Here is a 22,358-nt window from a genome sequence, read left to right as displayed (position 1 = left end):
CGGCATCCGTATGAACTTTATCTCGACCTCAACGGTATCGAGCATCGCCGCACCAAGGTCCGAACGCCCCGCACCAATGGCTTCGTCGAACGCTTCAACGGCACCGTGCTGGATGAATTCTTCCGCGTGGCCATGCGGGACAACTTCTACGATGGCGTCGAGGCACTGCAGGCCGATCTCGGTGCCTGGCTTGTCCGCTACAACACCGAACGGCCGCATCTCGGCTATCGCAACATGGGACGCCGACCCATCGAGACCGTTATGTCTTTCGTAAGCCAAGAAGGTTAAGTGGACAGAAAAACTCGGCTTGCCCGGCTGGTAACACCAGTCCCCTACCTTTCCGGCATGACCCAGCGCTCACCCTTCCGGTACTTCAAGACGTCTCCCGAGATCATCCGGCTGGCCGTGATGCTCTATGTCCGCTTCCCACTCTCGCTGCGCAATGTCGAGGACCTGCTCCACGAGCGGGGCATCGAGGCCACCCACGAAGCGGTGCGTTTCTGGTGGCACAGGTTCGGCCCGCTGTTCGCCGCCGAGATCCGCAGGAAGCGAGCCTCCGCCATGCGCTTCGGTCCACAATGGAGGTGGCACTTCGACGAGGTCTTCGTGAAGATCAACTGCATCCAGCATTATCTCTGGCGCGCCGTCGATCATGAGGGGGAGGTGCTCGAATCCGTGGTGACAAAGACCCGGGATTGCAAGGCTGCGTTGAAGTTCCTTGGGAAGCTGATGCGCCGGTACGGGCGCCCTGAGCAGATCGTCACCGACCGGCTGCGCTCTTACGGGGCCGCTCTTCGGGAACTCGGCGCAGGCGCCCGGCAGTACTCGGCACGGCACGCGAACAATCGGGTCGAGAACTCGCACCTGCCGTTCCGGCGACGAGAACGTGCCATGATACGCTTCCGGCGGATGAAAACGCTTCAGATCTTCGCCGCCGTCCATGCCTCCGTCTCCAACCACTTCAATCAGGATCGCAGCCTCCCCCGACGCCAACACTTCAAGGACAATCGCACCGCCGCCCTCGTCGAGTGGCGCCAACTCGGTTTCGCCTGAAGGCTCGTCTCGCCGCAAACACTGAGACGAGTTCGCATTCGTCTGACAGCACACGGGCGCCGGCTGCGGTTATGAGAGCAAGACCAACCGCAAGAGCTCGGACACATTCGTCTGTGACGCCTGAGGCATGACAATGCATGCCGACCTGAATGCATCCCGCAATTTGCCGGCTGAACGTTTTAGGTTCAACAGGCGTGCGCGTGTCAAGAAAACGGCAGGTTTCCAAGCGATCGTGATCCGTCATCTGGAACAAATTTCTACATACTAATCAATATTTAATAAGAATTTGGCTAGTGCATCCAAGAGGTTGTCGCGCCTGCTGTTCAGCCTGCCAAGCATGATTTCGGCCCTATCACGCCGATTGTGACGTCGTGCTCGACCGCGCATTGTCGCCGGCAAGATTCGATACCGGCGAGCTTGTCCTAGGCTGACAAGATGCGATCTCAGTTCCAATTTCCCGCTGAACCAGGAAAAGGAAAAACGTGCTTCAAGCGTTCAAATCAGGGCGTTTCCCTTAGGGTCAATCGCCTGAGACGACGTGGCGCGATGGACGAATTGGCTGCCGTCAGATTGCTCCGGCCGGACGTCCAAGATGGCCGCAAGCCGGATGGCTCTGCCCTCAGAAGATGCAGAAAGAAACCGTCGGCATGTCCTCCGCGCAGATGGATGTCGTTCATCCTTTCATGCCGAGATCACGCCGCTCTCGGACTGTTCAAAGATCAGGGCGATCTCTTCTTCGTTCAGCAGGGTCCACTGACCGGGCCCGAGGTCGTCAGGCAGGGACAGACCGCCCAGGCGTTCGCGGTGCAGTTCCTCGACATGGTTGCCGCTGGCAGCAAACATGCGGCGCACCTGATGGTATCGGCCCTCGGTGATACTGAGCAGGGCTTCGGTTTCCGAGACCACCTCCAGTTCGGCAGGAGCAAGGGGCTTGTCCTCGCCCTGCAGGATCAGATTGCCCGAAGCAAACATCTCGGCTTCGGTGCCATCGAGCGGGCGGGCCAGCCTGGCGCGATATGTCTTCCTGATGCAGCGCCTGGGGCTGATCACACGGTGCAGCAGGTCGCCATCGTCGGTCAGCAACAGAAGACCGGACGTCTGCTTGTCCAGACGGCCAATGGTCGAGATCGCCGGATCCCGCCGTTTCCAGCGCTCCGGCAGGAGGTCATAGACGAGTGCGCCGTTTTCCTTGTGCGAACAGGTCATGCCCAGAGGCTTGTTCAAAAGGATGACCATGCCAGGAAGGGGATCGAGCGCCTCGCCGTTGATCTTCATGCGGGTCGGCAGATCCGGCGTGACCGGAATGCGTCGGGTGACGTCCAGAAGGGCGGCAGCGTCCAGAGTGATGGCGCCCGCCCTGGCCAGTTGCGCCACTTCCTTGCGCGAGCCATAGCCCATGGAGGACAGGAGCTTGTCGACGCGGAAGGTCGGGATCTTCGCCATTACTTTCGGCCCCTCAAACAGCCCGAAGGGCGACAGCAGCCATTCATTTGACGCCTCGAGGATTCTGAAACCGCCTTCGGCGACGGCTATCGTCACGCCTTTGAACGCGTCTTCGATCTCTGTCTCATAAGGCAGGTGACGATCGGTGACCATCAGCGCAACGCAGACGTTCTTCAGCCGCTCGGCAAAGTTGCGGCTCTGTTGGAAGAAGGCGGGGCTCCTCGGACAGGGGCGCGGCCAAGTTTCGGCCGTCGACGAGGAAGCTAGGGCTGCGTTGGCCATCGCCTCAGGCCGCCCCGGCCCATGGTCGGCCCTCTGCCCCGGTTCGATTGACAAGCCGCCAAGGGGGGGAGCAAGAACAGACAAAGGCTGCGGATGCACCTTGAATGTCTCATGCCCCGGTGGGGCTGCCTGGTTCAGTCATCTGCAGGGCGAGTTCGCGTGACCTCCCGGTCCTCATCATCATTTGGCGATACGCAGGTCATGCACTCTGGCGGCGTCTTCGCCGCCGTGCGCCTGTTGCCCGGCGACGAACTAATCGCCGGTCTCCGGTGCCTTCAGCCGGATACCGGCAACGAAGCCATGACCGTTGTGACCTGCGCGGGCCGCCTCCGGTCAGCGAATATCGGGCATGCCGATGTGAACTGCGGCAGGCTTTACGAAGGGCGGTCCGAGATCGTTTCCCTGGCGGGCACGATGGACCGGCACCACCGGCACCTTCACATTTCGAACGTGGACACGGAGGGCGAGGTCTTCGGCGCGCATCTGCTGCCGGGTTCCGCGGTTTGTACGACGGCCGGGATCGTGGCGCTGATCCTGCCCGATCTCAGCTTCGGCCGCGCGCCCTGCGACCGCTCGGGCTTCGACGAACGAACCATCACCAAGCGGAAGGCCGAGGCATGATCCGTCTTCTTTCCATCATCCCCCTTGCCGCCGGGCTGGGGGCCGCTCATGCGCAGGACCTCGATCCTGCGGCCGTGCAGGTGCTCGCCGGTCCCTGCGCGAATTGCCATGGGCCAGACGGCCGGTCGCCAGGGGCCATTCCCTCGATTGCCGGGCTGCCCGAGGCAGACGCGGTCAAGCGGATGCTGGCCTTCCGGGACGGCACCGATCCGAGTGCCACGGTCATGCCGCGGCTGATGAAGGGCTATGACGAGGCCGAGATCCGGGCGCTCGCCCGCTGGTTCGCGGAGATCGGGCAATGAAGATGACGATGCGGCGGGACGTGCTTCTGGGGATGGGTGCGGGCATGGGCGCGATGGCGCTGCCCGGGATCGTGCGGGCGCAGGGGGCGGCCCGCGTGGTGGTGGTCGGCGGGGGTTTCGGCGGGGCGACGGCAGCACGGTATCTGCGGCGGCTGAACCCGGAGCTGCGGATCACCTTGGTCGAGCCGCAGGAGCGGTTCGTGACCTGCCCCTTCTCGAACCTTTACCTGGGCGGATTGCGGGACTGGGACAGCATTACGCATGGCTATGACGGCTTGCGTGCGGCGGGGGTCGAGGTGGTCCATGCCTTGGCCGAGGACGTGGACGGCTCGGCCCGCACGCTCACGCTGGCGGACCGCACACGGCTGGACTGGGACCGGCTGGTGCTGTCGCCCGGCATCGACTTCCGTTGGGGCGAACTGGCGGGCTATGATCAGGCGGCAGCGGAGCTTGCGCCCCATGCCTGGAAGGCGGGACCTCAGACGCAGCTTCTGCGCAGACAGCTCGAGGAGATGGAGGATGGCGGCACCTTTGCCATCGTCGTGCCGCAGGGCGCCTTTCGCTGCCCGCCCGGCCCCTATGAGCGGGCCAGCATGGTTGCGCATTACCTCAGGACCCACAAGCCGCGGTCCAAGGTCCTCATCCTGGATTCGCAGGACAGGTTTTCCAAGCAGGCGCTGTTCCAGCAGGGCTGGCAGGCGCTTTACGGCGACATGATCGAATGGATCGGCCAGTCCGACGACGGGCTGGTGGTCGAGGTGGACGCAGGGGCCCGCGAAGCCGTCACCGCCTTCGGCACCCGCCACAAGGCCGACGTGCTGAACATGATCCCGCCGCAAAGGGCCGGTCTGATCGCGGACCGCGCGGGCGTCACCGATGAAACGGGCTGGGTGCCGGTGCGGGCGGACCGCTTCGAATCCGCGCGGGTTCCGGGGGTTCATGTCCTGGGCGACGCCACCATCGCAGCGCCGATGCCCAAGTCGGGCTTCTGCGCCAACGCCCAGGCCAAGGTCGCGGCGGCAGCCATTGCCGCCGACCTGGCCGGGCAGGAACCGCCGCCCGCGAGCTTTGCCAACACCTGCTACAGCCTGGTCGGCCCGGGCTATGGCATCTCGGTCGCGGGCGTGTACCGCGCCGAGGGCGAGAAGGTGATTGAAGTCGAGGGTTCCGGCGGGGTCAGCCCGCTGGAGGCGGGCCCCGGGTTCCGGCAGGCCGAGGCGGATTATGGCGCGGGCTGGTATGCCTCGATCTGTGCCGACGTCTGGGGCACGGCATGAACGCAGTGCTGCCGGGCCGGGTCCTCGGCGTGATCTTCGGCGCGGCGGCAAGGGCCGGCGGCTTCTGCCTGCTACGCGGCCTCAGGGGTCTGCGGCCCGGCGGCGACCTGTCGGCGCTGCTGGCCTTCGGCCTGGCCATGCTGGTGGCGCTGCTGGCGACGCAGGCGCTGAACCTTGCGGGCGGCACGGACCTGAGTGCCGGGATGCCGTTGAGGGCGAACAATCCCTGACCCTCCATGCTGGCGGGGGGCGTGATCTTCGGAATCGGCATGGGGCTTGCCAATGCCTGCGATGCGCGCCCGCTGGTGCTGCTGGCGGGGGCAACCTACGCGCGCTTCCTGTGCTGCTCTGTCTCGGCCTCGGGGCACAGACCACGCTGACCGAGGTGCTGGCGCCCCTGCGCGCGGTGGTGCAGCAACTGGGGCAGGCGCCTGCCGCTTCGTCCCTGCCGCAGCTTCTTGCCGACGCGGGAACTGTTTTTCCCCTTCTGCTGTCGGTTGCTCTCCCTGCCCTGCTGCTTGGCTGGTTCGCCCTGCCCCTGCTGCGCCGCAGCCCGCGCGAGGAGGTAATGGCGGCAGTCATCGGACTGACCGTGGCGGGCGGCTGGTGGATCACCTTTGCCACCGACGATCCTTTCGACCCGAGGCCCCTGACCTCGATCAGCTTTGTCGGACCGATGGGCGAAAGCCTGCTCTGGACGATGCTTTCAACACGGCGATCCTGACCTGCAGCTTCCATCCGGAAAGCTTCAGCTCACTCCGCCAGATGCTGCGCGCCATCGCGGGCGGCGTCCTGATGGGCTTCGGGGGCGTCCTACCCCTTGGCTGTTCCATCGGCCAAGGGCTTTCGGGTGTTTCAACCCTTTCACTGGGCAGCATCGTTGCCCTTGCCGGCATCGCCGCAGGGGCCTTGGTGGCGCTGTCGCCTTTTCCCCAACCCACTTCCGCAGGAGCCACGACATGAAGATCCGCCGCCGCACCCTTCTCACGGCCGCGCCCGGCCTTGCCGTGGGCGGCGCGCTGGCCGGCATCTCGCCCGCTCTTGCCGCGTCCGCCGCGCTGACGGGCGACACCATCCTCAAGCCGCGGAGCGGAAAGAACCCACGCATTATCATCTGCGGTGGCGGCTGGGGCGGACTGACCGCGGCCCGCTACCTCAAGGCCGAACTGCCCGAGCCCAAGGTGATCCTGCTGGAGCGCAACCCCCTTCTTCCGGTCCGCGCCGTTTTCCCACAAGTGGCTGATCGACGTGGTGGACACGGGCTTCCTTGTCCATGACATGCAGCGGCCCGCCAACAGGTACGGCTATACCCTTGTCCAGTGCGACGTCACGGGGATCGAGCGCGACCGCAAGGTCGTCCGCACCTCGAAAGGCGCGGTGGACTACGACTACCTGATCCTGTCGGGCGGCATCCGCGATGCCTGGGACGCCTGGTTCAGCGGCGACCAGACGGCGATCGGCCATACCCGCGCGCATTACGCCTCGGCCTATATCCCGCAGGGGCAGATGCTGGGGCTGAAGGACAGGGTTCGCAGCTTCAAGGGCGGCACCATCGTGATAACCCTGCCCCCGCCGCCCCACCGCTGTCCGTTCTCGCCTTACGAACGCGCCTGCCTGATGGCCTGGCACTTCAAGACCAACAACATTCCGGCGAAGATCGTGATCCTTGATCCCAAGCCCCAGGTCGCCCCCATCGGCGAGGGCTACCGCACGGCGTTCCAGGAGCTTTACCCCGACATCATCACCCATGTGCCGAATGCGAAGGTGAAGGAGGTCGATCCCTTCAACAAGCGGATCATGACCGAGGCGGGCGACTTCGGCTTCGACGACGCCACCTTCATGCCGCCGCACAAGGCATCCGACATGGTCTTCCACGCCGACCTGATCGGCCGCGATGCCGAAGGGAAATCCACCGGCTGGGCCGATATGAACCCGCGGCTTTACCACGCCAATGCCGACGACAGCGTCTGTATCGTGGGCGACAGCATGGGCCCGATCTCGCCCCATTTCGGGCATTACCCGAAAAGCGCCCATGTCGCGAACTGCATCGGCAAGATCGTGGCAAGGAACATCGGCGAGCGCGTGCGCGGCGAGGAGGTCGTGGCGCGGCTGCCCGACAACCTGTGCTACATGCTGGTGAACGGCGACCCGCGCGAGGCCATCTTGGTCGAGTTCGCCTATGAGGTCGGGGCTGACGACCTCGTGCACCGGACGCAGATTGATATCGACGTCCGTACCCCCGACCTGATGGAAGAAGACTTTGGCTGGATCAACGGGATGTTCGATGACTTTGTCCGTGTCTGACCCCGACCGGCGGCGCCTTCTGGCAGGGGGCGCTTCGCTTGCCGGTATCGCTGCGCTGGGGCTTTGCCCCGCGCCTGCACGGGCGCAGTCCTCGCTGGCGATGCCGCAGCCCGACTCGGCCGAAGCGGACCGCCTTGCCGCCGAATTTGCAGACGGGGCCGAGCCGCTGGCCGAAGGGCTGACACTTGATCTGCCCGCCCTCGGCGACAACCCCGCCGCCGTGCCGGTCCGCGTTCATGTCACCGAGCCGATCACGGAAGCCTCGTGGTGCGAGGAAATCATCCTGATCGCCGATCTGAACCCAAAGCCCTTGGCCTGCCGCTTCCGCTTCACCGCTGCGACCGGGTCGGCCGATGTCGCGGTGCGGGTGCGGCTGATCCAGTCGATGCCGATCCGGGCCTATGCCCGCATGAGCGATGGCCGTGTGCTGATGGCCCGGCAGGACATCACCGTCGCGGCCGGCGGCTGCGGCCTGTAGGAGACAGTCATGGCCCGTCCCCCCCGTATCTGGATCAGCAACGAGGCCCCGGCACCGGGAGAGGTCGTCCGCGTCCGTACCCAAGTGGTTCACGTTATGGAAAGCGGCTTTCGGCTGGATGCCGAAGGTGAGCCGATCCCGGAGGACCTTCTGACCGGCTTCACCGCGACGCTCGACGACGCGCTGCTGATGGAATGGCTGCCCGAAACCGCGATCTCGCAGAATCCCTATATCGAGTTCACCTTTGCGGCCCGCCAAGGCGGTACGCTGCGCATGATCTGGTCAGATACCAAGGGCGTCGTGGCGGAAGCGGAACGTGCGGTAAAGGTTGGTTGAGGGAAGCATCCGCATGAGCGGGCAACCGCTGCACCTTGGCGAGATGTTTCAGAATTCGTCTCCATCGGGCGGCGGATCTGCAGCACGCGGCGCCCGGCAGACCCAGGCCGGATGTTGGCTGCCGCTGCATCAGCACCGGTCCGGCGGCGCTTGAGGGCAGCAGGAACACAGGCTGAGCCACGATCACGGCGGCAGATGATTTGTATTGCAATACAAATCACCTACTCCTACATGCTTCCGATGACACATCCTGCATCCTCTTCTCGCTCGCGCTTCGGTTTCCGCTTCTCCCTGCTCGGAAGGCGCTGGCGCCGCACGATGGAGGCCGAATTGTCCGCCGCGGGACTGACCGATGCCACCTGGGTTCCGCTGGTCCATCTCAACGAGACCGGGGGCGGCATCACCCAGAAAGAACTGGCCGGCCTTGTCGGGGTGGATGGGTCCAGCCTCGTGCGCGTCCTTGATATCCTGGAACGCGAAGGGCTGATCGAGCGGCGCCGGGACGAAAGCGACGGCCGGGCGCGCCTGATCCATCTCACATCCCAGGGCGAGCGCCGGGTCTGCCTGATCCGCAAGGAACTGGCTCGCGCCGAAGAGGCGGTCCTGTGCGATCTTTCGGACGAAGAGATCGCCCGGATGCTGGATTGCCTTGACAAAATCGATCACCGCATGACCGCCCTTGCCGCGGAGGACAAGGCGGTAATACCCCATGAGGACTGACCGATCCGGCAGCCGGGCGGTCACGGCCCGGGCCAGGCGCCGCGATGCCGCGCGCCATCTTCTGCATCCTGACCAGCTGCGGGACAGCGCGGCGCTGGCGCGGCAGCCCTCGCTGCGCAACTCGGCGCTGGCAGGACTGCAGGCCGCGATCACCTCGGCGATCGCCCTGCCGCTGTTCCATCTCTCGCCCTGGTCGCATCTGATCGGCTTTGCCTCGCTGGGGGCGCTCGTGGCGCTGTTCGGGCGCTTTGCGCCTGCCCGCAGGCGGAACCGGATCGTGCTTCTGTGCGGCATCTGGCAGGTGCTTGCGGTGCTGGTCATGTCCGGCGCGGCATGGATGGGCGCCCCTGTCGCCCTGCAACTGCTGCTGCTGGCAGTTTCTTGCGGGGTTTTCCTGTTCGTGGCGGTCACGGGCAGGTTCGGCGCGCCGGGTCCGCTGATCTTCGTCTTCGCCGCCGGCGCCTCGATGTCAGCCGGAGGACTGACGGGCCCGGAGGTCGTCGAGCGGGTCCTGGCGACGGCCACCGTCGCGGCCCTGGCCCTGCTGGTCTGCACCGTGACCGAGGCCTTCCGCCATCATCCGACACCGGACCACCCCCTTCCTGCCGAGCCGGTCCGCCCTCTGAGCCACCGCCTGGCCGCAGCCGCCCGCAGCAGCATCGCCGCCGGGATCGCCGTCTTCCTCGGCCATGTCCTCGGGGCCGACCATCCCGCCTGGGCGGCGATGGGGGCCCTGGCGGTGATGCAGGGGGCGCATCTGCACATCACCATGAACCGCGCACTGCAGCGCATGGCGGGGACGGTTGTCGGCTCTCTGCTGGCCTGGGTGCTGCTGGTGCAGGATCCGTCCGTCTGGACCCTGATCGCGGTCCTGATCCTGCTTCAGGTCGCCACCGAGATGGTGATCGGCATCAACTATGCCTTCGGCCAGATCCTCGTCACGCCCATGGCGCTGCTGATGACCCATCTGGCCGCGCCCCAGGGGGCGGGGCCCGCCCTGGTCCCCGAGCGTGTCTTGGACACGCTTCTGGGCGCAGGCGCGGGCATCGTGATCGCGGTGCTGCTGTCCACGATGGACGACCGCCGGTACCTGGCAGAGCTGCGGAAGGAAGCAGCGGACACATAGCCCCTTCACGCGACGCATGGCAGCGCAGGGATCGCTAAGGGGCCAGAGCCGCCGGGGTTTTCCCCTTCCGCTGAGTTCGGCAATGATGAGGCAGGGGTTCGGGCATCGGGTCGAGGAAACATGAACCGACTGGATTGCGACCGGATGTTCCTCTCGGTGATGGAGGCGGGCAGCTTCACCAGCGGCGCAGATGCTCGGCACCAGCTCGGGCCAGGCGTCGAAGCTGGTCTCGCGCCTCGAGGCGGAACTGGGCGTGCGGCTGCTGAACCGCACCACGCGCTCGGTTTCCCCGACCGAGGCGGGCCGGGCCCATCACGACCGGCTGCGGGTGCTGATCGAGGAACTCGACAGGCTCGGCACCGAGATCCGCAACATCTCGCAGACGCCGCGACGACGTGGTCCTGATGACCAAGGTCGGCATGTGGACCGGCGCTCAGGCCTGTCGGCGGCCAACATCGGGACAGCGCTGGATGACTCGCTGCGCCGCCTGCGGACCGGTCATGTGGACGTCTGTTTCGCCCATGTGGACGACGAGAGCGTGCCCTTCAAGGAAACTCTGGGCGCCTTTTCCCGGCTGGTCGAGGCGGGCAAGGTCTGCGCGATCGGCGCCTCGAACCACTCGGCCGGGCGCCTGCAGGCCGCGCTGGATACCGCAAGGGCCACGGGCCTGCCCCGCTGCGAGATCGTCCAGCCCGCCTACAACCTTTACGACCGCAAGGACTTCGAGCAGTCGCTGCTGCCCGTCATCCAGTCGGAAGCGCTTGGCGCCGCTAGCTATTTCTCGCTGGCGAGCGGCTTCCTGACCGGGAAATACCGCAGCACGGCCGATCTTGAGGGCAGCAGCCGCAAGGACTTCCTCGAGGGCTACTTCAATGACCGCGGCCAGCGTATCCTGACGGCGCTGCGCGTCGTATCCGGGGAGGTGGGCGCCCCGCAGGTTCAGGTCGCGCTGGCTTGGCTGATGTCGCGCCCCGGCTGACCGCGCCCATTGCCAGCCCCACCAGCACGGCGCAACCGGACGAGATCATGGGCCCCGCAGGCTTGGACCTGCCCGCAGCCGCCCGCGAGCGGCTCGACGCCGCGAGCCGCTGACCGCAAAGCCCGGCGGCTCTCGCGCCGGGTCCAGCCACAGGGAGAGACAGATGCTCGTGCAAGGAAAATGGGTGCCGACTGGCAGCCGGTGCAGGCGAGGGATGAAAAGGGCGGCTTCGTCCACCAGACCTCGAGCTTCCACAACTGGGTGACGCCCGAAGGCAGCCTTGGCCCGACCGGCGAGGGCGGCTTTGCCGCCGAAGCCGGCCGCTATCACCTTTACGTCGCGCTGATCTGCCCTTGAGCCTCGCGCACGCTGATCGGGCGCAGGCTGAAGAAGCTGGAAGACGTGATCTCGGTTTCTGGGGTCGAGCCGGAGTTGGGCGACCAGGACTGGCGCTTCACCGCGCCTGACCCGCTGACCGGCGCCGACTATCTGCACCAGATCTACAGCGGGGCCGATCCCCCCGAAGTCTCGGGCCGGGCGACGGTGCCGGTCCTCTGGGACAAGCAGCGGCGCACCATCGTCAACAATGAATCCGCCGAGATCCTGCGGATGATGAACGAGGGCTTCGGCGACCTGGCCGATCCGACGCTCGACCTCTATCCCGCCGAGCTGCGGGACGAGATCGAGGCGCTGAACGCCCGCATCTATCCGCGCCTGAACAACGGCGTCTATCGTGCGGGCTTCGCCACTACGCAGGAAGCCTATGAGGAAGCCTTCCACGACGTTTTTGCCACGCTGGACGAGCTCGAGGCGCGTTTCTCGGCCCACCGCGCCTTCCTGTCGGGCGAGCGGGTGACCGAGGCCGACATCCGCCTCTTCGTGACGCTGGTGCGCTTCGACGCGGCCTACCATGGCCTTTTCAAATGCAACCTGCGCCGGCTGGCCGACTATCCGGCGCTCATCAGTTATCTGGAACGCTTCCTCGCCCTGCCCGGCGTGCGCGACACGGTCAGCATCGACCACATCAACCGCGGCTATTACTCGATCAAGGCGCTTAACCCGCCCGGCATCGTGCCGCTTGGACCGAAGTTGGACCGGGCCTGAGCCGAAGCCCGCGAGCGCGAGGTTTCCTGTGTCACGGTTATGATGCCCGGAAGGGTGTCATTATGGCCAGCAGCCCTGAGGGTGATGACCTGCCGACAAGGTCGCGCCCGGCGTACTGCTCGGCGCCTTCCGCGTCCGGCCCGAATTTTGGTCGTTGTTGGCCGGAATGCCGGTCAGCACGTCGATCAGGTGCGACAACCTGCCCGTCGCCTGATCGTAATCGAGATGGACGACCTTGTTGAACGTCCGGCAGTAGGAGTCGGCCTTGTCCGAGCGCGAGGGATCGGTGCGCGCCTCGTCCATGTAGGTGAGGCAAACGAAGGGCTGGTCGGACCCTTGGCCGAACTGGGGATGGAAGGCAAAGCCCATCACTTTCGTCTGGGTCCCACTGGTGATCGGCGGCAGCGTGAACTCGTAGGCGCTTCGCACGCTGCTATTTCCGGGGTCCACGGGAATTAGCCGGCCTGCGGTGCGCTCGGTCACCCAAAGCCAGCTGACGGGAGGCGCACCTCGAAGAGATTGCCCAGACTCTGGATAAGGACCGCCTTTTCAATTGGCAACTCGGCCGCAGTCACGTCCTTGGGGGATTGCTGGGCGGCTGCCGGGCCAGGCCTGTGCGGGCATGACGCCCCGAGAGAGCGCGAGCGGCTGGCGCGCTAGCCAACCATGGATGACACCGGAGGCCGCGGCGATATTCCAGAGCGCGTGAGCTTGCCATGCTCTCCTGTTCAGCTTGGCGATCAGGTTGGTCGGACGCATCGGAGTCGCAGAGGCGCCTGCAGGACAAACCTCATTGCACAGCAGGATGGCACATGCGCTTTGGGGACGCAGTAAACTTGGGCGGCTATGATGACCGATGGCATCGGCCTGTACGCCAGCGTCGGTTGTTTTCCAACCAGCACCTTGATTCAAATGTCGCAGCAGAGAGGCACCTTTCCGCTTGCCAGGCCGACGCGACGAGCTCTTTCGCAGTTACCTTGAGCCTGCGGTGAATGGCAGCGGCAATCCATAGATGGCGGACGGAGTGTCCGCTGAACAATCCCCTTGTAGACACGCTCAGTCCAGCCTGCGCATAGCAGGTTGTGCGCCAGTCTTGATTTCGCACAGCGCGCACGTTCGTACGTGGTCGGTATTGCCTCCGGCCCTTGCTACAGTACACGGCGGATCGAGCCGTTAGGAATCTAGGTGAGTAACAACTCGTCGTTCCTGCCACTGCCGCCGAGAAGATGTAGGGCACCGGCATTCCGCAATTGAAGCACCGTCTCTAAGTGAGGCGGCTCGGTCGGCCCGATCACCATAAGCGCGACGGACACCATGAACCCGCGACAGGTCATCCGCAGGTTCGCGCAGGATCGGCTGAAATATCACCGCAAGCTGGACAGCCGGGAGACTTCGGACAGGGCTGGACGAACCGCACGAACAGGGTCGAGCAGGCCGCGCTCGAGATGGTTCAGCAAACCCGCCCGATTGCTTGGCCTGCCGCTTCCATCGGAAAGCTCCTGCGGTACTGCGCCGGGGTGATGCCGCGCTCGGCCTTCAGCACGCGGGTCAGGTGCGGGGCGTCGCAGAAGCCGCAGGCGAGCGCGATCTCGGTCGTGGAATCCCTTGTGCTGCGCAGGCGCAGCAGGGCGCGTTCGATCCGGAGTTCGGCGTAGATCTTCAGGGGCGACTGCCGCAGGTCGGACAGGAAATGCCGTTCCAGCGTTCGGCGGCCGACGCCAAGTTCTCGGGCAAGGTCCTCGATGGGCTTCGGGACTTCTATGTTCTGCTGCATCTTCAGGACGGCCCGCTTGACCAGAGGATCGGTCGCCCGCTGCGCCAGAAGCTGGCCGGGCTGGGGGCGCTCGCCGCTCAGCGCCTCCTCGATCATCATGATGTTGAGGCTTTTCGTGGCGGCCGACTTGCCGATGTGGCGCTGAACCAGATGCGCGGCCAGATGCGCCGCCCCCTGCCCGCCCGAACAGGTCAGGCGGTCGCGGTCCACGACGAAGATCTGGTCGGCGACGGGGGTCACGGCCTCGAAGCGATCGATGAAATCCTGGTGGTGGAACCAGCTGACGCAGGCGCGATAGCCCTTCAGCAACCCTGCCTGCTGTAGGATGAAGACTCCGGTGCAAAGCCCCACCAACGCCGTTCCCGAGACCGCCGCCGACTGGAGGTAGTCCATTATCCCGTTGCCCAGCGCCACGTCGTCCCCGATTAGGCCGCCGACGACCACGAGATAATCGAACCGTCCCGCGTGGCGCAGGCGGCTGTCGGGCTGGACGCGCACCCCGCAGCTGGACCGGATCGGCGCCATGTCGTCCGACAGCACCGCCCAGTCGCACAGGATCGGTCGCGACTTGTCGGCCTCGTCCGCCGCAAGCCGCAGCACGTCCACGAAATTGGCAAAGGCCGACAGGGTGAAGCGGTCGGCCAGGATGAAGCCGACCCTCAGGCGCTTGCGAAGCGGGGACAGGGGCTGGGCCATGACGCGATCCTTCAACTGGGATGGCGCGAATCTACCGCCGTGCGCAGGTCCCGCAAAGTAGCTTTGCCGCCAGCCCTCCTGAGCCGGTGTGACCATGGCGCGCTTCAATGCTTTATCCCTTCTGAAACACAGCCTGACCGGCCACAAAAACTGGCCCGAGCAATGGCCCGAGGCCCAGCCAAGGGCCGAATACGACGTGGTGATCGTGGGCGCGGGCGGCCACGGGCTTGGGGCGGCCTATTACCTCGCCAAGCAGCACGGCATTACCAATGTCGCGGTCATCGACAAGGGCTGGTTGGGCGGTGGCAACACGGGGCGGAACACGACGATCATCCGCTCGAACTATCTTTATGACGAAAGCGCCCGGCTTTACGACCATTCAGTCGACCTGTGGGAGGATCTGAGCCAGGAGCTGAACTATAACGTCATGTATTCCAAGCGCGGCGTGCTGATGCTGGCGCACACGGTCCACGACGTTCAGAGCTTCAAGCGCCACATCCATTCGAACCGGCTGAACGGCGTGGACAACCGCTGGCTGACGGCCGAGGAATGCAAGGAATACTGCCCGCCGCTGAACATCTCGCGCAACGCCCGCTATCCGGTGGTCGGCGGCGCGCTGCAGGAACGCGCGGGGACCGCGCGGCATGACGCGGTGGCCTGGGGCTATGCCCGTGCGGCCGCGGCGCGGGGCGTGGACATCATCCAGAACTGCCCCGTGACGGCGATCCGGCGCGGCCCCGATGGTCGCGTGACGGGGGTCGAGACGGCCAAGGGTTTCATCCGCGCGAAGAAGGTCGCGGTCTCGGCCGCCGGCCATACCTCGGTCGTGATGGAAACGGCGGGCGTGCGGCTGCCGCTGGAAAGCTTCCCGCTGCAGGCGCTTGTGTCCGAGCCGGTGAAGCCGATCTTCCCCTGCGTCGTCATGTCGAACGCGGTCCATGCCTATATCAGCCAGTCCGACAAGGGCGAGTTGGTGATCGGCTCGGGCACCGACCAGTACACCTCGTATTCGCAGCGCGGCGGGCTGCCGCTGATCGAGCATACGATCGCCGCCATCACCGAGATCTTTCCGATCTTCAGCCGGATGCGGATGCTGCGGAAATGGGGCGGGATCGTGGACGTGACGCCCGACCGCTCGCCCATCATCGCGAAGACCCCGGTGCCGGGGCTTTACGTCAACTGCGGCTGGGGCACGGGCGGCTTCAAGGCCACGCCCGGCTCGGCCCATGTCTTCGCCTGGACCATCGCCAGGGACGAGCCGCACCGCATCAACGCGCCCTTCACCATCGAACGTTTCCGCACCGGCCGGCTGATCGACGAGGCCGCCGCCGCCGCCGTGGCCCACTGAGAGAGCCGCCCATGCTGCTGATCCACTGTCCTTATTGCGACGAGACCCTGCCCGAGGTCGAGTTCACCTATGCCGGACAGGCCCATGTCGTTCGCGCCGCCGATCCCTCGTCCCAGACCGACGCGGAATGGGAGAACTTCCTGTTCATCCGTTCCAACCCGAAGGGGCCGCACTACGAGCGCTGGCGGCACCTTCATGGCTGCGGGCGCTTCTTCAACGCGGTGCGCGACACGGTCAGCGACCGCTTCCTGACGACCTACAAGGCGGGCGCCCCGCGTCCCGATCTTTCCTCGCTGCAGGGGGACCGCACATGAGATCCTGTCGCGTTCCGGGCCGTGGCCGGGTGGATGCCTCGCGCCCCGTCGGCTTCACCTTCGACGGCCGCCGTTATCAGGGCGCGGCAGGCGACACGGTTGCCTCGGCGCTGCTGGCCAATGGCGTCCACCTGATGGGCCGGTCCTTCAAGTATCACCGCCCGCGCGGCCCCGTCAGTGCGGGGTCCGAGGAGCCGAACGCCCTTGTCGGCACCCGCCGCGGGCCGGGCCGGTTCGAGCCGAACACCCGCGCCACCGTGCAGGAGATCTGGGAGGGGCTGGAGGTCACCTCGCAGAACAGGTTCCCGAGCCTCAGGTTCGACGTTAGCGCGGTGAACGACGCGGGCTACATGCTGTTTTCCGCCGGGTTCTACTACAAGACCTTCATGTGGCCGCGCGGCTTCTGGGACAAGGTCTATGAGCCCTTTATCCGCCGTGCCGCTGGCCTGGGCGTCTCGCCGACCGAGGAAGACCCGGACACCTACGCCTCGCGCAACCTGCATTGCGACGTGCTGATCGTGGGCGCGGGTCCCGCGGGGCTGGCTGCGGCCCGTGCGGCTGCCGTCGAGGGCTTGCGCGTCGTGCTGGTGGACGAGAATGCCGAGGCCGGGGGCACGCTGCTCTCCGAGCCGCAGGTCCGCATCGACGGCCGCCCGGCCTGGGACTGGCTGGCCGACGAACTCGCGGCGCTGAAAGGGCTGGGGGTGCGGATCATGACCCGCACCACCGCCATCGGCTACTACCACCAGAACATGGTGGGCCTGTGCGAGAAGCTGACGGACCACCTGGCCCAACTGCCCGCCGACACCCCGCGCGAACGCCTGTGGCGTGTCCGCGCCCGTTGGGTGGTGCTGGCACAGGGAGCGATCGAGAAGCCGCTGGTCTTCAACGGCAACGACCGGCCCGGCGTGATGCTGGCCGGAGCCGCGCAGACCTATCTCAACCGCTATGGCGTGCGGGTGGGCGACCGACCCGTTGTGCTGACCAGCCATGACAGCGCCTGGTATGCCGCCTTCGACCTGCAGGGCGCGGGCGCGCGGGTGCAGGCCATCGTGGACACCCGCCCCTCGGTCCGCGAGGACCTGCTGCACGAGGCCCGCGCGCTGGGCATTCTGGTGAAGCTGGGGCACACGGCGACGGCGACCTCGGGGCGGCTGCGGGTGAAATCGCTGCGGGTGAATCCTGTCCAAGGCGGGCAGGTCGGCTCCCCGGTGACCATCGCCTGCGACGCGGTGCTGATGTCGGGCGGCTGGACGCCCTCGCTGCATCTCTTCTCGCACACCCAGGGCAAGCTGGCCTGGGACGAGGCGCAGACCACCTTCCTGCCCGCCGAGACGCGCGAGGATTGCGTGATCGCGGGCGCGGGCCGGGGCCTCTGGGGCGTGCAGGCGGCGCTTGAGGATGGCGCGGCACGCGGCCGCGAGGTGGCGGCGGCGCTGGGCAAGGACAGCGCGGCGCAGGCGCCCCGCGTACAGGGCGACCGCACCGGCACTGGCGTCACGCAGATCGAACTGCCGACCGACCTGAACGCCGGCCGCGCCAAGGCCTTTGTCGATTACCAGAACGACGTGACCGCCAAGGACCTGCGGCTGGCCGTGCGCGAGGGGATGCATTCCATCGAGCATGTCAAGCGCTACACCACCAACGGCATGGCGACCGACCAAGGGAAGCTTTCGAACATCAATGGCCTGAACATCGCCGCTGATGCCCTGGGCCGCCCGCAACCGCAGGTCGGGCTGACGACCTTCCGGCCGCCCTATACGCCGACCACCTTCGGCGCGCTGGCGAACTATCACCGCGGCGACCATTTCGAACTGACCCGCAAGACCCCCATCGACGCCTGGGCGGAAGCGCAGGGCGCGGCCTTCGAGCCGGTCGGCCAATGGCGCCGCGCCTGGTATTTCCCGCGTCCGGGCGAGGACATGGAGGCCGCCGTCCGCCGCGAATGCGCCGCCGTCCGCAGCAGCCTGGGCATCTTCGACGCCTCGTCGCTGGGCAAGATAGAGGTCATTGGGCCGGACGCCGTCACCTTCATGGAGCGGATGTACACCAACCCTTGGGCCAAGCTGGGCGTCGGCCGCTGCCGCTACGGGTTGTTGCTGGGCGACGACGGCTTCATCCGCGACGACGGGGTGATCGGGCGGCTCGCCGCCGACCGCTTCCATGTCACAACCACCACGGGCGGTGCCGCGCGGGTGCTGAACATGATGGAGGATTACCTTCAGACCGAATGGCCCGAGTTGAACGTGTGGCTCACCTCGACCACCGAGCAGTGGTCCACGGTGGCGCTGAACGGTCCCAATGCCGCGAAGCTGCTGGCGCCGCTGGTCGAGGGGGTGGAACTGACCGAGGACGCCTTCCCGCACATGTCCTGCGCCGAGTGCACGGTCGCGGGGCTGCCCGCGCGGCTGTTCCGCGTCAGCTTCACCGGCGAGATCGGCTTCGAGGTCAACGTGCCCTCGCCCATGGCGATGCAGTTGTGGGACCGGCTGTGGCAGGACGGCCAGCGCTACGGCATCACCGCCTATGGCACGGAAACGATGCACGTCCTGCGGGCCGAAAAGGGCTATATCATCGTCGGGCAGGACACCGACGGGACGGTCACGCCCTATGACGCCGGGATGGGCTGGGCAGTCGGCAAATCCAAGCCCGACTTCGTGGGCAAGCGGGGCCTCGCGCGCCCCGACCTGGTGGCGAAGAACCGCAGGCATCTCGTCGGGCTGCTGACCGAGGACGGTTCGCGGCTGGAGGAAGGGGCGCAGATTGTCTTCGACCCGAAGCAGCCGGTGCCCATGACCATGGTCGGCCATGTCACCTCCTCCTACCACTCGCAGGCGGTGGGACGTCCGATCGCGCTGGCCCTGGTCGAGGGCGGGCAGGACCGCATGGGCCAGACGGTCCATATCCCCATGCCCGACCGCACCATCGCCGCCACGATCACCGGCACGGTCTTCGTGGACCCCGAGAACACCCGCCTGAAGATCGAGGCATAGGCCAGATGAACAAGCTTGTTTCCTCATTCACGGCAGCCCCCCTCGCGCGGGGCGCCGTGGCCCGCGTCAGCCTTGCGCCGCCTGTCGGGCGGCTTGTCCTGCGGGCGCGCGGCGACCTTGCGGCGCTGAACGCGGCGCTGGGGCTCACGCTGCCCACCACCATCGGCCAGCGCGCCGCGGCGGCGGGGCTGGAGGTCCTGTGCCTCGGCCCCGACGAATGGATGCTGCACCTGTCCCCCGATCAGGTCGGCGCCGTGCAGGCCGCCTGCGCGGCGCTGATGGCCAGCCATCCCCACAGCCTCGTCGATGTCTCGGGGCGCGAGGTCACGCTGGTGATCGACGGCCCCCGCGCGGCGGAACTGCTGACCATCGGCTGCGCCCGCGACATCGAGGCGATCCCGGTGGGTCAGGGCCGCCGCACCGCCTTCGACAACGTCACCGTGATCCTGTGGCGCGACGGTTCCGCCGCCTTCCGGCTGGACGTCTGGAACAGCTTTGCCCCGCATGTCGCGGGTCTTCTTGAAACCGGCTGCCGCGAACTCGCCGCCGAGACCGCCTGAAAGTTGGAGGAGTCCGACATCCGGCTGCCGTCATCGGGGAAGCCGTCGTAGCCGTGACCTTGGCCGGGAAGCCAAGCACATCGGCGCGCCCCTGCGCACTCAACGGATCGGTTGCCTGTCGCGGGTTTCTTCGCGCAGGAACATTCTTGCGGAAGGCTTGGAAAGGCAGGCTCGCAAGGCGTGCCTTTCCATGAAGGGAACTGGGTCAGAACCAGCCCTACGCGCTGCCTTGCGCGGCCAGATCGGAACAGCGGCGGGTCCGCCTGGCAGAGCCGCCGTCCGACCTGCAGGACGGAGCTTCAGCCCGCGACAAGCACGTGGCGGCTTTCCGAATGACGCTGCGCAAGACGCCTTGCCCGGCTGCCCGGCACCAGCACGCGGGCAGGCTCCATCACCTCCAGCCCGTCGCAGATGTCGGGAAACAGCGTCAGGATCTCATCACGTGCGGCGGGTGAAACCGCGGCGAGTGCCTGCGCCCCGGCATACATCGACTCGGTCAGTGCGCCGTTCGACAGCACGACCTGGTGCGAACCGCACAGGAAATGCACGTAATCGACCGCCTCCGCCTCGACCTGCTCGATCCCGTCGATGGACAGCAACTGCTTCGCCGCGACCAGCACCTCGGTCGCTCCGAACATCCGCAGCGCGATCTTCGACTTCAGAAGGATGCGGTGCTGCGGCGAAACCAGCAGATCCCGCGTCGGGGTTCCGTTACCGAGCGCGCCCGCCGCGATGCGGATCGGCCGCAGCTGCGGGGCGCGTGCCAAGGCCTGCGCGTCCAGCCGGGTTTCACCGATCCAGCGGATCGGCTGATGCCCGGCATCCAGCGTCCAGATCAGGTCGCCAGCCTGCAGGGTCTCGATGGCGCGCGGGCCCTTGTCGGTTTCGATGATCGTGCCGCGGGTGAAGCAGGCCACCGCCGCGCTCAAGTCGATATCGTCGATATACGCCTGACCACCGTTTCCACCCGTGCGCCCGGCAAGGACGAAGTCCCAGTTCGTCTGGTCGGCTTCGGCCCATTCGTTGTCGGGGATCGTCGCAGCCACCGAAATATCGGAACCCCAGGAGGCGTTCACGTTACCGTCGCGATCGACGCTGATGGAGAACGGCTGCGGTCCCTGTTCCACGCCGACGGTCCCCAGCGGGGCCGTTGCAAGCGGCGCACCGTTCCACAGGATCTGCAGGTAGTTGCCCGGATCACCCGGCCACTGATAGGGCACCACCCGCACCGACAGGCCGACCGGCGCACCCTGTTCGTAGGAACCGGGGTTCGAGACCGCACTCTGGTCCGTCAGGTTGAACGACACGCCGTCGGGTTGAAAGTTGCCATAACCGTTGTAGTCACTTCGGCTGATGTCCAGCTGCATCGTGACGTTGAATGCGGTGACGCGTTCGCCTTCGCCGATGTCGGCATTAAGCTCCAGCCGCGCGCTGTCTCCATCTTCCGAGAAGAAGACATACTCGTTGTCCGCATCTCCGGACGCGGGCGAGTCCGCCAAGCCGACGAGCCCTCCGGTTGTCGTGTGCGTGGCCTCACCAAGGCCCGTGTCGAAACTGTTCGTGTAATCGAAAACTCGCGGCGCTATTCCAGCTCAACCTGCATGAAGTCAATCAACCCTAAGTTGATATAGTTCACTGAAGCGGCGAGCCAGCGTTTTCTCTGGCAAAGACTGATGATGAAAATCATGTGGAGATTGGCGGCGCGCGGGATCAGGGTGGTCATGGTACCCGAGTGAGGCCTTGTCGCGTGACGACTTCGCCATTGCCAAATCCTGACGGGCTGGTGGGACAGGCAGTGGGGTTCAGGCGCCCTCTGACGCCACGACAACGCGGGTGCCGCCCTCCTCGCAGACCCGGCCCAGCCCCTGGGGCAGCGGACGGTCGATGAAGACGGCGTCCAGTTCCCGCAGCGACACGACCCGGATCGGGGCCTTCTGCGCCAGTTTCGCCGAATCTGTCACCAGCCAGCGTTCGCGCGCCTGCCGCAGGATCGCCCGGCTGACCCGGACCTCGGCCAGGTCGAAGTCAAGGATGTCGCCGTCCTCGTCCAGCGCCGAGCAGCCGATGATGGCGAAGTCGGTCTTGAAGTTCGCCATGAACTCGCTGGTCAGATCGCCCACAAGGCCGCCATCCGTGCGGCGCAGCAGCCCGCCCGCCACCAGCACCTCGCAGCTGTCGTTGGCGGCAAGGATGTTGGCCACGTTCATGTTGTTGGTCACGACCGTCAGGTTGCGGTGGCGCAGCAGGGCGCGGGCCACGGCCTCGGTCGTGGTGCCGATGTTCAGGATGACCGAGCTGTTGTCGGGGATCTGCGCGGCGCAGGCGCGGCCGATGGCGGCCTTGGCCTCCTCGTTCATGCGCCGGCGTTCCTCGTAGGCGATGTTGCTGGCGCCGCTGCGCAGGATCGCGCCGCCATGGACGCGGTCCAGCACGCCCTGCTCGGCCAGCTCGCCCAGGTCGCGGCGGATCGTCTGGGGCGTGACTCCCAGCCCGGCCGACAGTTCCTCGACGCTGGCCCGGCCCGAGGCCCGCACGAGTTCGAGGATCTGCATCTGCCTGATGTTCATGTTTCCAGAAGAACGCGCAGCAACTATCTGTCAAGCGAAAGAAATTGCGCGCAAACGAACATCCACGTTGACAGAACGCAC

The 22,358-nt window shown here is 66.2% G+C and carries 27 protein-coding genes and 2 pseudogenes; 23 read left to right on the top strand and 6 right to left on the bottom strand.

Annotation, left to right across the window (positions count from 1 at the left end; all coding sequences use genetic code 11):
* The coding region (locus tag BLQ03_RS12970; protein WP_139166738.1) for an integrase core domain-containing protein at positions 1 to 288 on the top strand (288 nt) is incomplete at its 5' end.
* 57 nt (positions 289 to 345) lie between these two features.
* Positions 346 to 1,053 (top strand): IS6 family transposase, encoded by a 708-nt coding sequence (locus tag BLQ03_RS12965; RefSeq protein WP_090756758.1) that lies wholly within the window; start codon positions 346 to 348, stop codon positions 1,051 to 1,053.
* 681 nt (positions 1,054 to 1,734) lie between these two features.
* Here BLQ03_RS12965 and BLQ03_RS12960 read toward each other — a convergent pair.
* Complete coding sequence (locus BLQ03_RS12960) at positions 1,735 to 2,778, bottom strand: pseudouridine synthase (protein WP_245688898.1); 1,044 nt, start codon at positions 2,776 to 2,778, stop codon at positions 1,735 to 1,737.
* A gap of 93 nt (positions 2,779 to 2,871) precedes the next feature.
* Here BLQ03_RS12960 and BLQ03_RS12955 point away from each other — a divergent pair, with 93 nt between their 5' ends.
* From BLQ03_RS12955 to BLQ03_RS12900, 17 genes and pseudogenes are all read left to right on the top strand, one after another.
* Complete coding sequence (locus tag BLQ03_RS12955; RefSeq protein ID WP_090756744.1) at positions 2,872 to 3,399, top strand: PCC domain-containing protein; 528 nt, start codon at positions 2,872 to 2,874, stop codon at positions 3,397 to 3,399.
* On the top strand, positions 3,396 to 3,701 hold the full coding sequence (locus BLQ03_RS12950; protein WP_217629740.1) for a c-type cytochrome: 306 nt from the start codon (positions 3,396 to 3,398) through the stop codon (positions 3,699 to 3,701). Before BLQ03_RS12955 ends, BLQ03_RS12950 begins: the two co-directional genes overlap by 4 nt.
* A complete protein-coding gene (locus BLQ03_RS12945; RefSeq protein ID WP_090756743.1) occupies positions 3,698 to 4,978 on the top strand; it encodes an NAD(P)/FAD-dependent oxidoreductase in 1,281 nt (426 codons plus the stop codon). The genes BLQ03_RS12950 and BLQ03_RS12945 overlap by 4 nt, the downstream gene beginning before the upstream one ends.
* Positions 4,975 to 5,208, top strand: a complete 234-nt coding sequence (locus BLQ03_RS18670; protein ID WP_217629739.1) for a hypothetical protein — start codon at positions 4,975 to 4,977, stop codon at positions 5,206 to 5,208. Before BLQ03_RS12945 ends, BLQ03_RS18670 begins: the two co-directional genes overlap by 4 nt.
* Positions 5,209 to 5,214: 6 nt before the next feature.
* Positions 5,215 to 5,358: a hypothetical protein gene (locus BLQ03_RS18665; RefSeq protein WP_217629738.1), complete on the top strand. Its 144-nt coding sequence runs from the start codon at positions 5,215 to 5,217 to the stop codon at positions 5,356 to 5,358.
* Positions 5,319 to 5,702: a hypothetical protein gene (locus BLQ03_RS18660; protein ID WP_217629746.1), complete on the top strand. Its 384-nt coding sequence runs from the start codon at positions 5,319 to 5,321 to the stop codon at positions 5,700 to 5,702. Before BLQ03_RS18665 ends, BLQ03_RS18660 begins: the two co-directional genes overlap by 40 nt.
* The gene (locus BLQ03_RS19200; protein WP_217629737.1) at positions 5,585 to 5,941 is read left to right on the top strand and encodes a YeeE/YedE thiosulfate transporter family protein; all 357 of its coding nucleotides are present in this window, start codon (positions 5,585 to 5,587) and stop codon (positions 5,939 to 5,941) included. Before BLQ03_RS18660 ends, BLQ03_RS19200 begins: the two co-directional genes overlap by 118 nt.
* Positions 5,938 to 6,255 (top strand): hypothetical protein, encoded by a 318-nt coding sequence (locus BLQ03_RS18650; protein WP_217629736.1) that lies wholly within the window; start codon positions 5,938 to 5,940, stop codon positions 6,253 to 6,255. Before BLQ03_RS19200 ends, BLQ03_RS18650 begins: the two co-directional genes overlap by 4 nt.
* Complete coding sequence (locus BLQ03_RS12935; protein WP_217629735.1) at positions 6,230 to 7,282, top strand: NAD(P)/FAD-dependent oxidoreductase; 1,053 nt, start codon at positions 6,230 to 6,232, stop codon at positions 7,280 to 7,282. Before BLQ03_RS18650 ends, BLQ03_RS12935 begins: the two co-directional genes overlap by 26 nt.
* Complete coding sequence (locus BLQ03_RS12930; protein WP_217629734.1) at positions 7,275 to 7,760, top strand: thiosulfate oxidation carrier protein SoxY; 486 nt, start codon at positions 7,275 to 7,277, stop codon at positions 7,758 to 7,760. Before BLQ03_RS12935 ends, BLQ03_RS12930 begins: the two co-directional genes overlap by 8 nt.
* Before the next feature lie 9 nt (positions 7,761 to 7,769).
* A complete protein-coding gene (locus BLQ03_RS12925) occupies positions 7,770 to 8,096 on the top strand; it encodes a thiosulfate oxidation carrier complex protein SoxZ (RefSeq protein WP_090756741.1) in 327 nt (108 codons plus the stop codon).
* A 111-nt stretch (positions 8,097 to 8,207) separates the two neighbouring features.
* Positions 8,208 to 8,816: a MarR family winged helix-turn-helix transcriptional regulator gene (locus BLQ03_RS12920; protein WP_245688897.1), complete on the top strand. Its 609-nt coding sequence runs from the start codon at positions 8,208 to 8,210 to the stop codon at positions 8,814 to 8,816.
* Positions 8,806 to 9,942, top strand: a complete 1,137-nt coding sequence (locus BLQ03_RS12915) for an FUSC family protein (RefSeq protein ID WP_090756740.1) — start codon at positions 8,806 to 8,808, stop codon at positions 9,940 to 9,942. Before BLQ03_RS12920 ends, BLQ03_RS12915 begins: the two co-directional genes overlap by 11 nt.
* Positions 9,943 to 10,129: 187 nt before the next feature.
* A pseudogene (locus BLQ03_RS19035) lies at positions 10,130 to 10,237 on the top strand (LysR family transcriptional regulator); the annotation flags it as partial.
* A 33-nt stretch (positions 10,238 to 10,270) separates the two neighbouring features.
* Positions 10,271 to 10,921, top strand: coding sequence for an aldo/keto reductase (locus BLQ03_RS12905; RefSeq protein ID WP_281201008.1), 651 nt, complete (start codon positions 10,271 to 10,273; stop codon positions 10,919 to 10,921).
* Complete coding sequence (locus BLQ03_RS18645; RefSeq protein WP_217629733.1) at positions 10,897 to 11,034, top strand: hypothetical protein; 138 nt, start codon at positions 10,897 to 10,899, stop codon at positions 11,032 to 11,034. The genes BLQ03_RS12905 and BLQ03_RS18645 overlap by 25 nt, the downstream gene beginning before the upstream one ends.
* A gap of 50 nt (positions 11,035 to 11,084) precedes the next feature.
* Positions 11,085 to 12,025, top strand: a pseudogene (locus BLQ03_RS12900) (glutathione S-transferase family protein).
* A 60-nt stretch (positions 12,026 to 12,085) separates the two neighbouring features.
* Here the strand turns inward: BLQ03_RS12900 and BLQ03_RS12895 are convergent.
* Positions 12,086 to 12,508, bottom strand: a complete 423-nt coding sequence (locus BLQ03_RS12895) for a hypothetical protein (RefSeq protein ID WP_217629732.1) — start codon at positions 12,506 to 12,508, stop codon at positions 12,086 to 12,088.
* 967 nt (positions 12,509 to 13,475) lie between these two features.
* A complete protein-coding gene (locus BLQ03_RS12890) occupies positions 13,476 to 14,495 on the bottom strand; it encodes a GlxA family transcriptional regulator (RefSeq protein ID WP_090756738.1) in 1,020 nt (339 codons plus the stop codon).
* Positions 14,496 to 14,589: 94 nt separating this feature from the next.
* Between BLQ03_RS12890 and BLQ03_RS12885 the strand changes: the two genes are divergently transcribed.
* The 4 genes from BLQ03_RS12885 to BLQ03_RS12870 are packed head-to-tail and all read left to right on the top strand — an operon-like array spanning position 14,590 to position 19,710.
* Positions 14,590 to 15,843, top strand: coding sequence for a sarcosine oxidase subunit beta family protein (locus BLQ03_RS12885; protein ID WP_090756737.1), 1,254 nt, complete (start codon positions 14,590 to 14,592; stop codon positions 15,841 to 15,843).
* Between the two features lie 11 nt (positions 15,844 to 15,854).
* Positions 15,855 to 16,157 (top strand): sarcosine oxidase subunit delta, encoded by a 303-nt coding sequence (locus tag BLQ03_RS12880; protein WP_090756736.1) that lies wholly within the window; start codon positions 15,855 to 15,857, stop codon positions 16,155 to 16,157.
* On the top strand, positions 16,154 to 19,150 hold the full coding sequence (locus BLQ03_RS12875) for a sarcosine oxidase subunit alpha (RefSeq protein ID WP_090756735.1): 2,997 nt from the start codon (positions 16,154 to 16,156) through the stop codon (positions 19,148 to 19,150). Before BLQ03_RS12880 ends, BLQ03_RS12875 begins: the two co-directional genes overlap by 4 nt.
* A 5-nt stretch (positions 19,151 to 19,155) precedes the next feature.
* On the top strand, positions 19,156 to 19,710 hold the full coding sequence (locus BLQ03_RS12870) for a sarcosine oxidase subunit gamma (protein WP_090756734.1): 555 nt from the start codon (positions 19,156 to 19,158) through the stop codon (positions 19,708 to 19,710).
* 299 nt (positions 19,711 to 20,009) lie between these two features.
* On the opposite strand, the gene BLQ03_RS12865 is transcribed toward BLQ03_RS12870, so the two are convergent.
* From BLQ03_RS12865 to BLQ03_RS12860, 3 genes are all read right to left on the bottom strand, one after another.
* On the bottom strand, positions 20,010 to 21,209 hold the full coding sequence (locus BLQ03_RS12865; protein WP_245688895.1) for a Hint domain-containing protein: 1,200 nt from the start codon (positions 21,207 to 21,209) through the stop codon (positions 20,010 to 20,012).
* An 83-nt stretch (positions 21,210 to 21,292) separates the two neighbouring features.
* Positions 21,293 to 21,433 (bottom strand): hypothetical protein, encoded by a 141-nt coding sequence (locus BLQ03_RS18365; protein WP_175558865.1) that lies wholly within the window; start codon positions 21,431 to 21,433, stop codon positions 21,293 to 21,295.
* Between the two features lie 79 nt (positions 21,434 to 21,512).
* Positions 21,513 to 22,277: a DeoR/GlpR family DNA-binding transcription regulator gene (locus tag BLQ03_RS12860; RefSeq protein ID WP_090756733.1), complete on the bottom strand. Its 765-nt coding sequence runs from the start codon at positions 22,275 to 22,277 to the stop codon at positions 21,513 to 21,515.
* Positions 22,278 to 22,358: the final 81 nt, after the last annotated feature.

Origin of the sequence: Paracoccus chinensis (assembly GCF_900102885.1) — a bacterium.
Taxonomy (GTDB): domain Bacteria; phylum Pseudomonadota; class Alphaproteobacteria; order Rhodobacterales; family Rhodobacteraceae; genus Paracoccus; species Paracoccus chinensis.
This window is presented reverse-complemented; position numbering and strand designations above follow the sequence as displayed.

Bases quoted from the DNA above. Each gene is read 5' to 3' on its own strand.
- BLQ03_RS12965 (WP_090756758.1), top strand. From the start codon at position 346: ATGACCCAGCGCTCACCCTTCCGGTACTTCAAGACGTCTCCCGAGATC.
- BLQ03_RS12960 (WP_245688898.1), bottom strand. From the start codon at position 2,778: ATGGCCAACGCAGCCCTAGCTTCCTCGTCGACGGCCGAAACTTGGCCG.
- BLQ03_RS12955 (WP_090756744.1), top strand. From the start codon at position 2,872: ATGCACCTTGAATGTCTCATGCCCCGGTGGGGCTGCCTGGTTCAGTCA.
- BLQ03_RS12950 (WP_217629740.1), top strand. From the start codon at position 3,396: ATGATCCGTCTTCTTTCCATCATCCCCCTTGCCGCCGGGCTGGGGGCC.
- BLQ03_RS12945 (WP_090756743.1), top strand. From the start codon at position 3,698: ATGAAGATGACGATGCGGCGGGACGTGCTTCTGGGGATGGGTGCGGGC.
- BLQ03_RS18670 (WP_217629739.1), top strand. From the start codon at position 4,975: ATGAACGCAGTGCTGCCGGGCCGGGTCCTCGGCGTGATCTTCGGCGCG.
- BLQ03_RS18665 (WP_217629738.1), top strand. From the start codon at position 5,215: ATGCTGGCGGGGGGCGTGATCTTCGGAATCGGCATGGGGCTTGCCAAT.
- BLQ03_RS18650 (WP_217629736.1), top strand. From the start codon at position 5,938: ATGAAGATCCGCCGCCGCACCCTTCTCACGGCCGCGCCCGGCCTTGCC.
- BLQ03_RS12925 (WP_090756741.1), top strand. From the start codon at position 7,770: ATGGCCCGTCCCCCCCGTATCTGGATCAGCAACGAGGCCCCGGCACCG.
- BLQ03_RS12920 (WP_245688897.1), top strand. From the start codon at position 8,208: ATGTTGGCTGCCGCTGCATCAGCACCGGTCCGGCGGCGCTTGAGGGCA.
- BLQ03_RS12915 (WP_090756740.1), top strand. From the start codon at position 8,806: ATGAGGACTGACCGATCCGGCAGCCGGGCGGTCACGGCCCGGGCCAGG.
- BLQ03_RS12890 (WP_090756738.1), bottom strand. From the start codon at position 14,495: ATGGCCCAGCCCCTGTCCCCGCTTCGCAAGCGCCTGAGGGTCGGCTTC.
- BLQ03_RS12885 (WP_090756737.1), top strand. From the start codon at position 14,590: ATGGCGCGCTTCAATGCTTTATCCCTTCTGAAACACAGCCTGACCGGC.
- BLQ03_RS12880 (WP_090756736.1), top strand. From the start codon at position 15,855: ATGCTGCTGATCCACTGTCCTTATTGCGACGAGACCCTGCCCGAGGTC.
- BLQ03_RS12875 (WP_090756735.1), top strand. From the start codon at position 16,154: ATGAGATCCTGTCGCGTTCCGGGCCGTGGCCGGGTGGATGCCTCGCGC.
- BLQ03_RS12870 (WP_090756734.1), top strand. From the start codon at position 19,156: ATGAACAAGCTTGTTTCCTCATTCACGGCAGCCCCCCTCGCGCGGGGC.
- BLQ03_RS18365 (WP_175558865.1), bottom strand. From the start codon at position 21,433: ATGACCACCCTGATCCCGCGCGCCGCCAATCTCCACATGATTTTCATC.
- BLQ03_RS12860 (WP_090756733.1), bottom strand. From the start codon at position 22,277: ATGAACATCAGGCAGATGCAGATCCTCGAACTCGTGCGGGCCTCGGGC.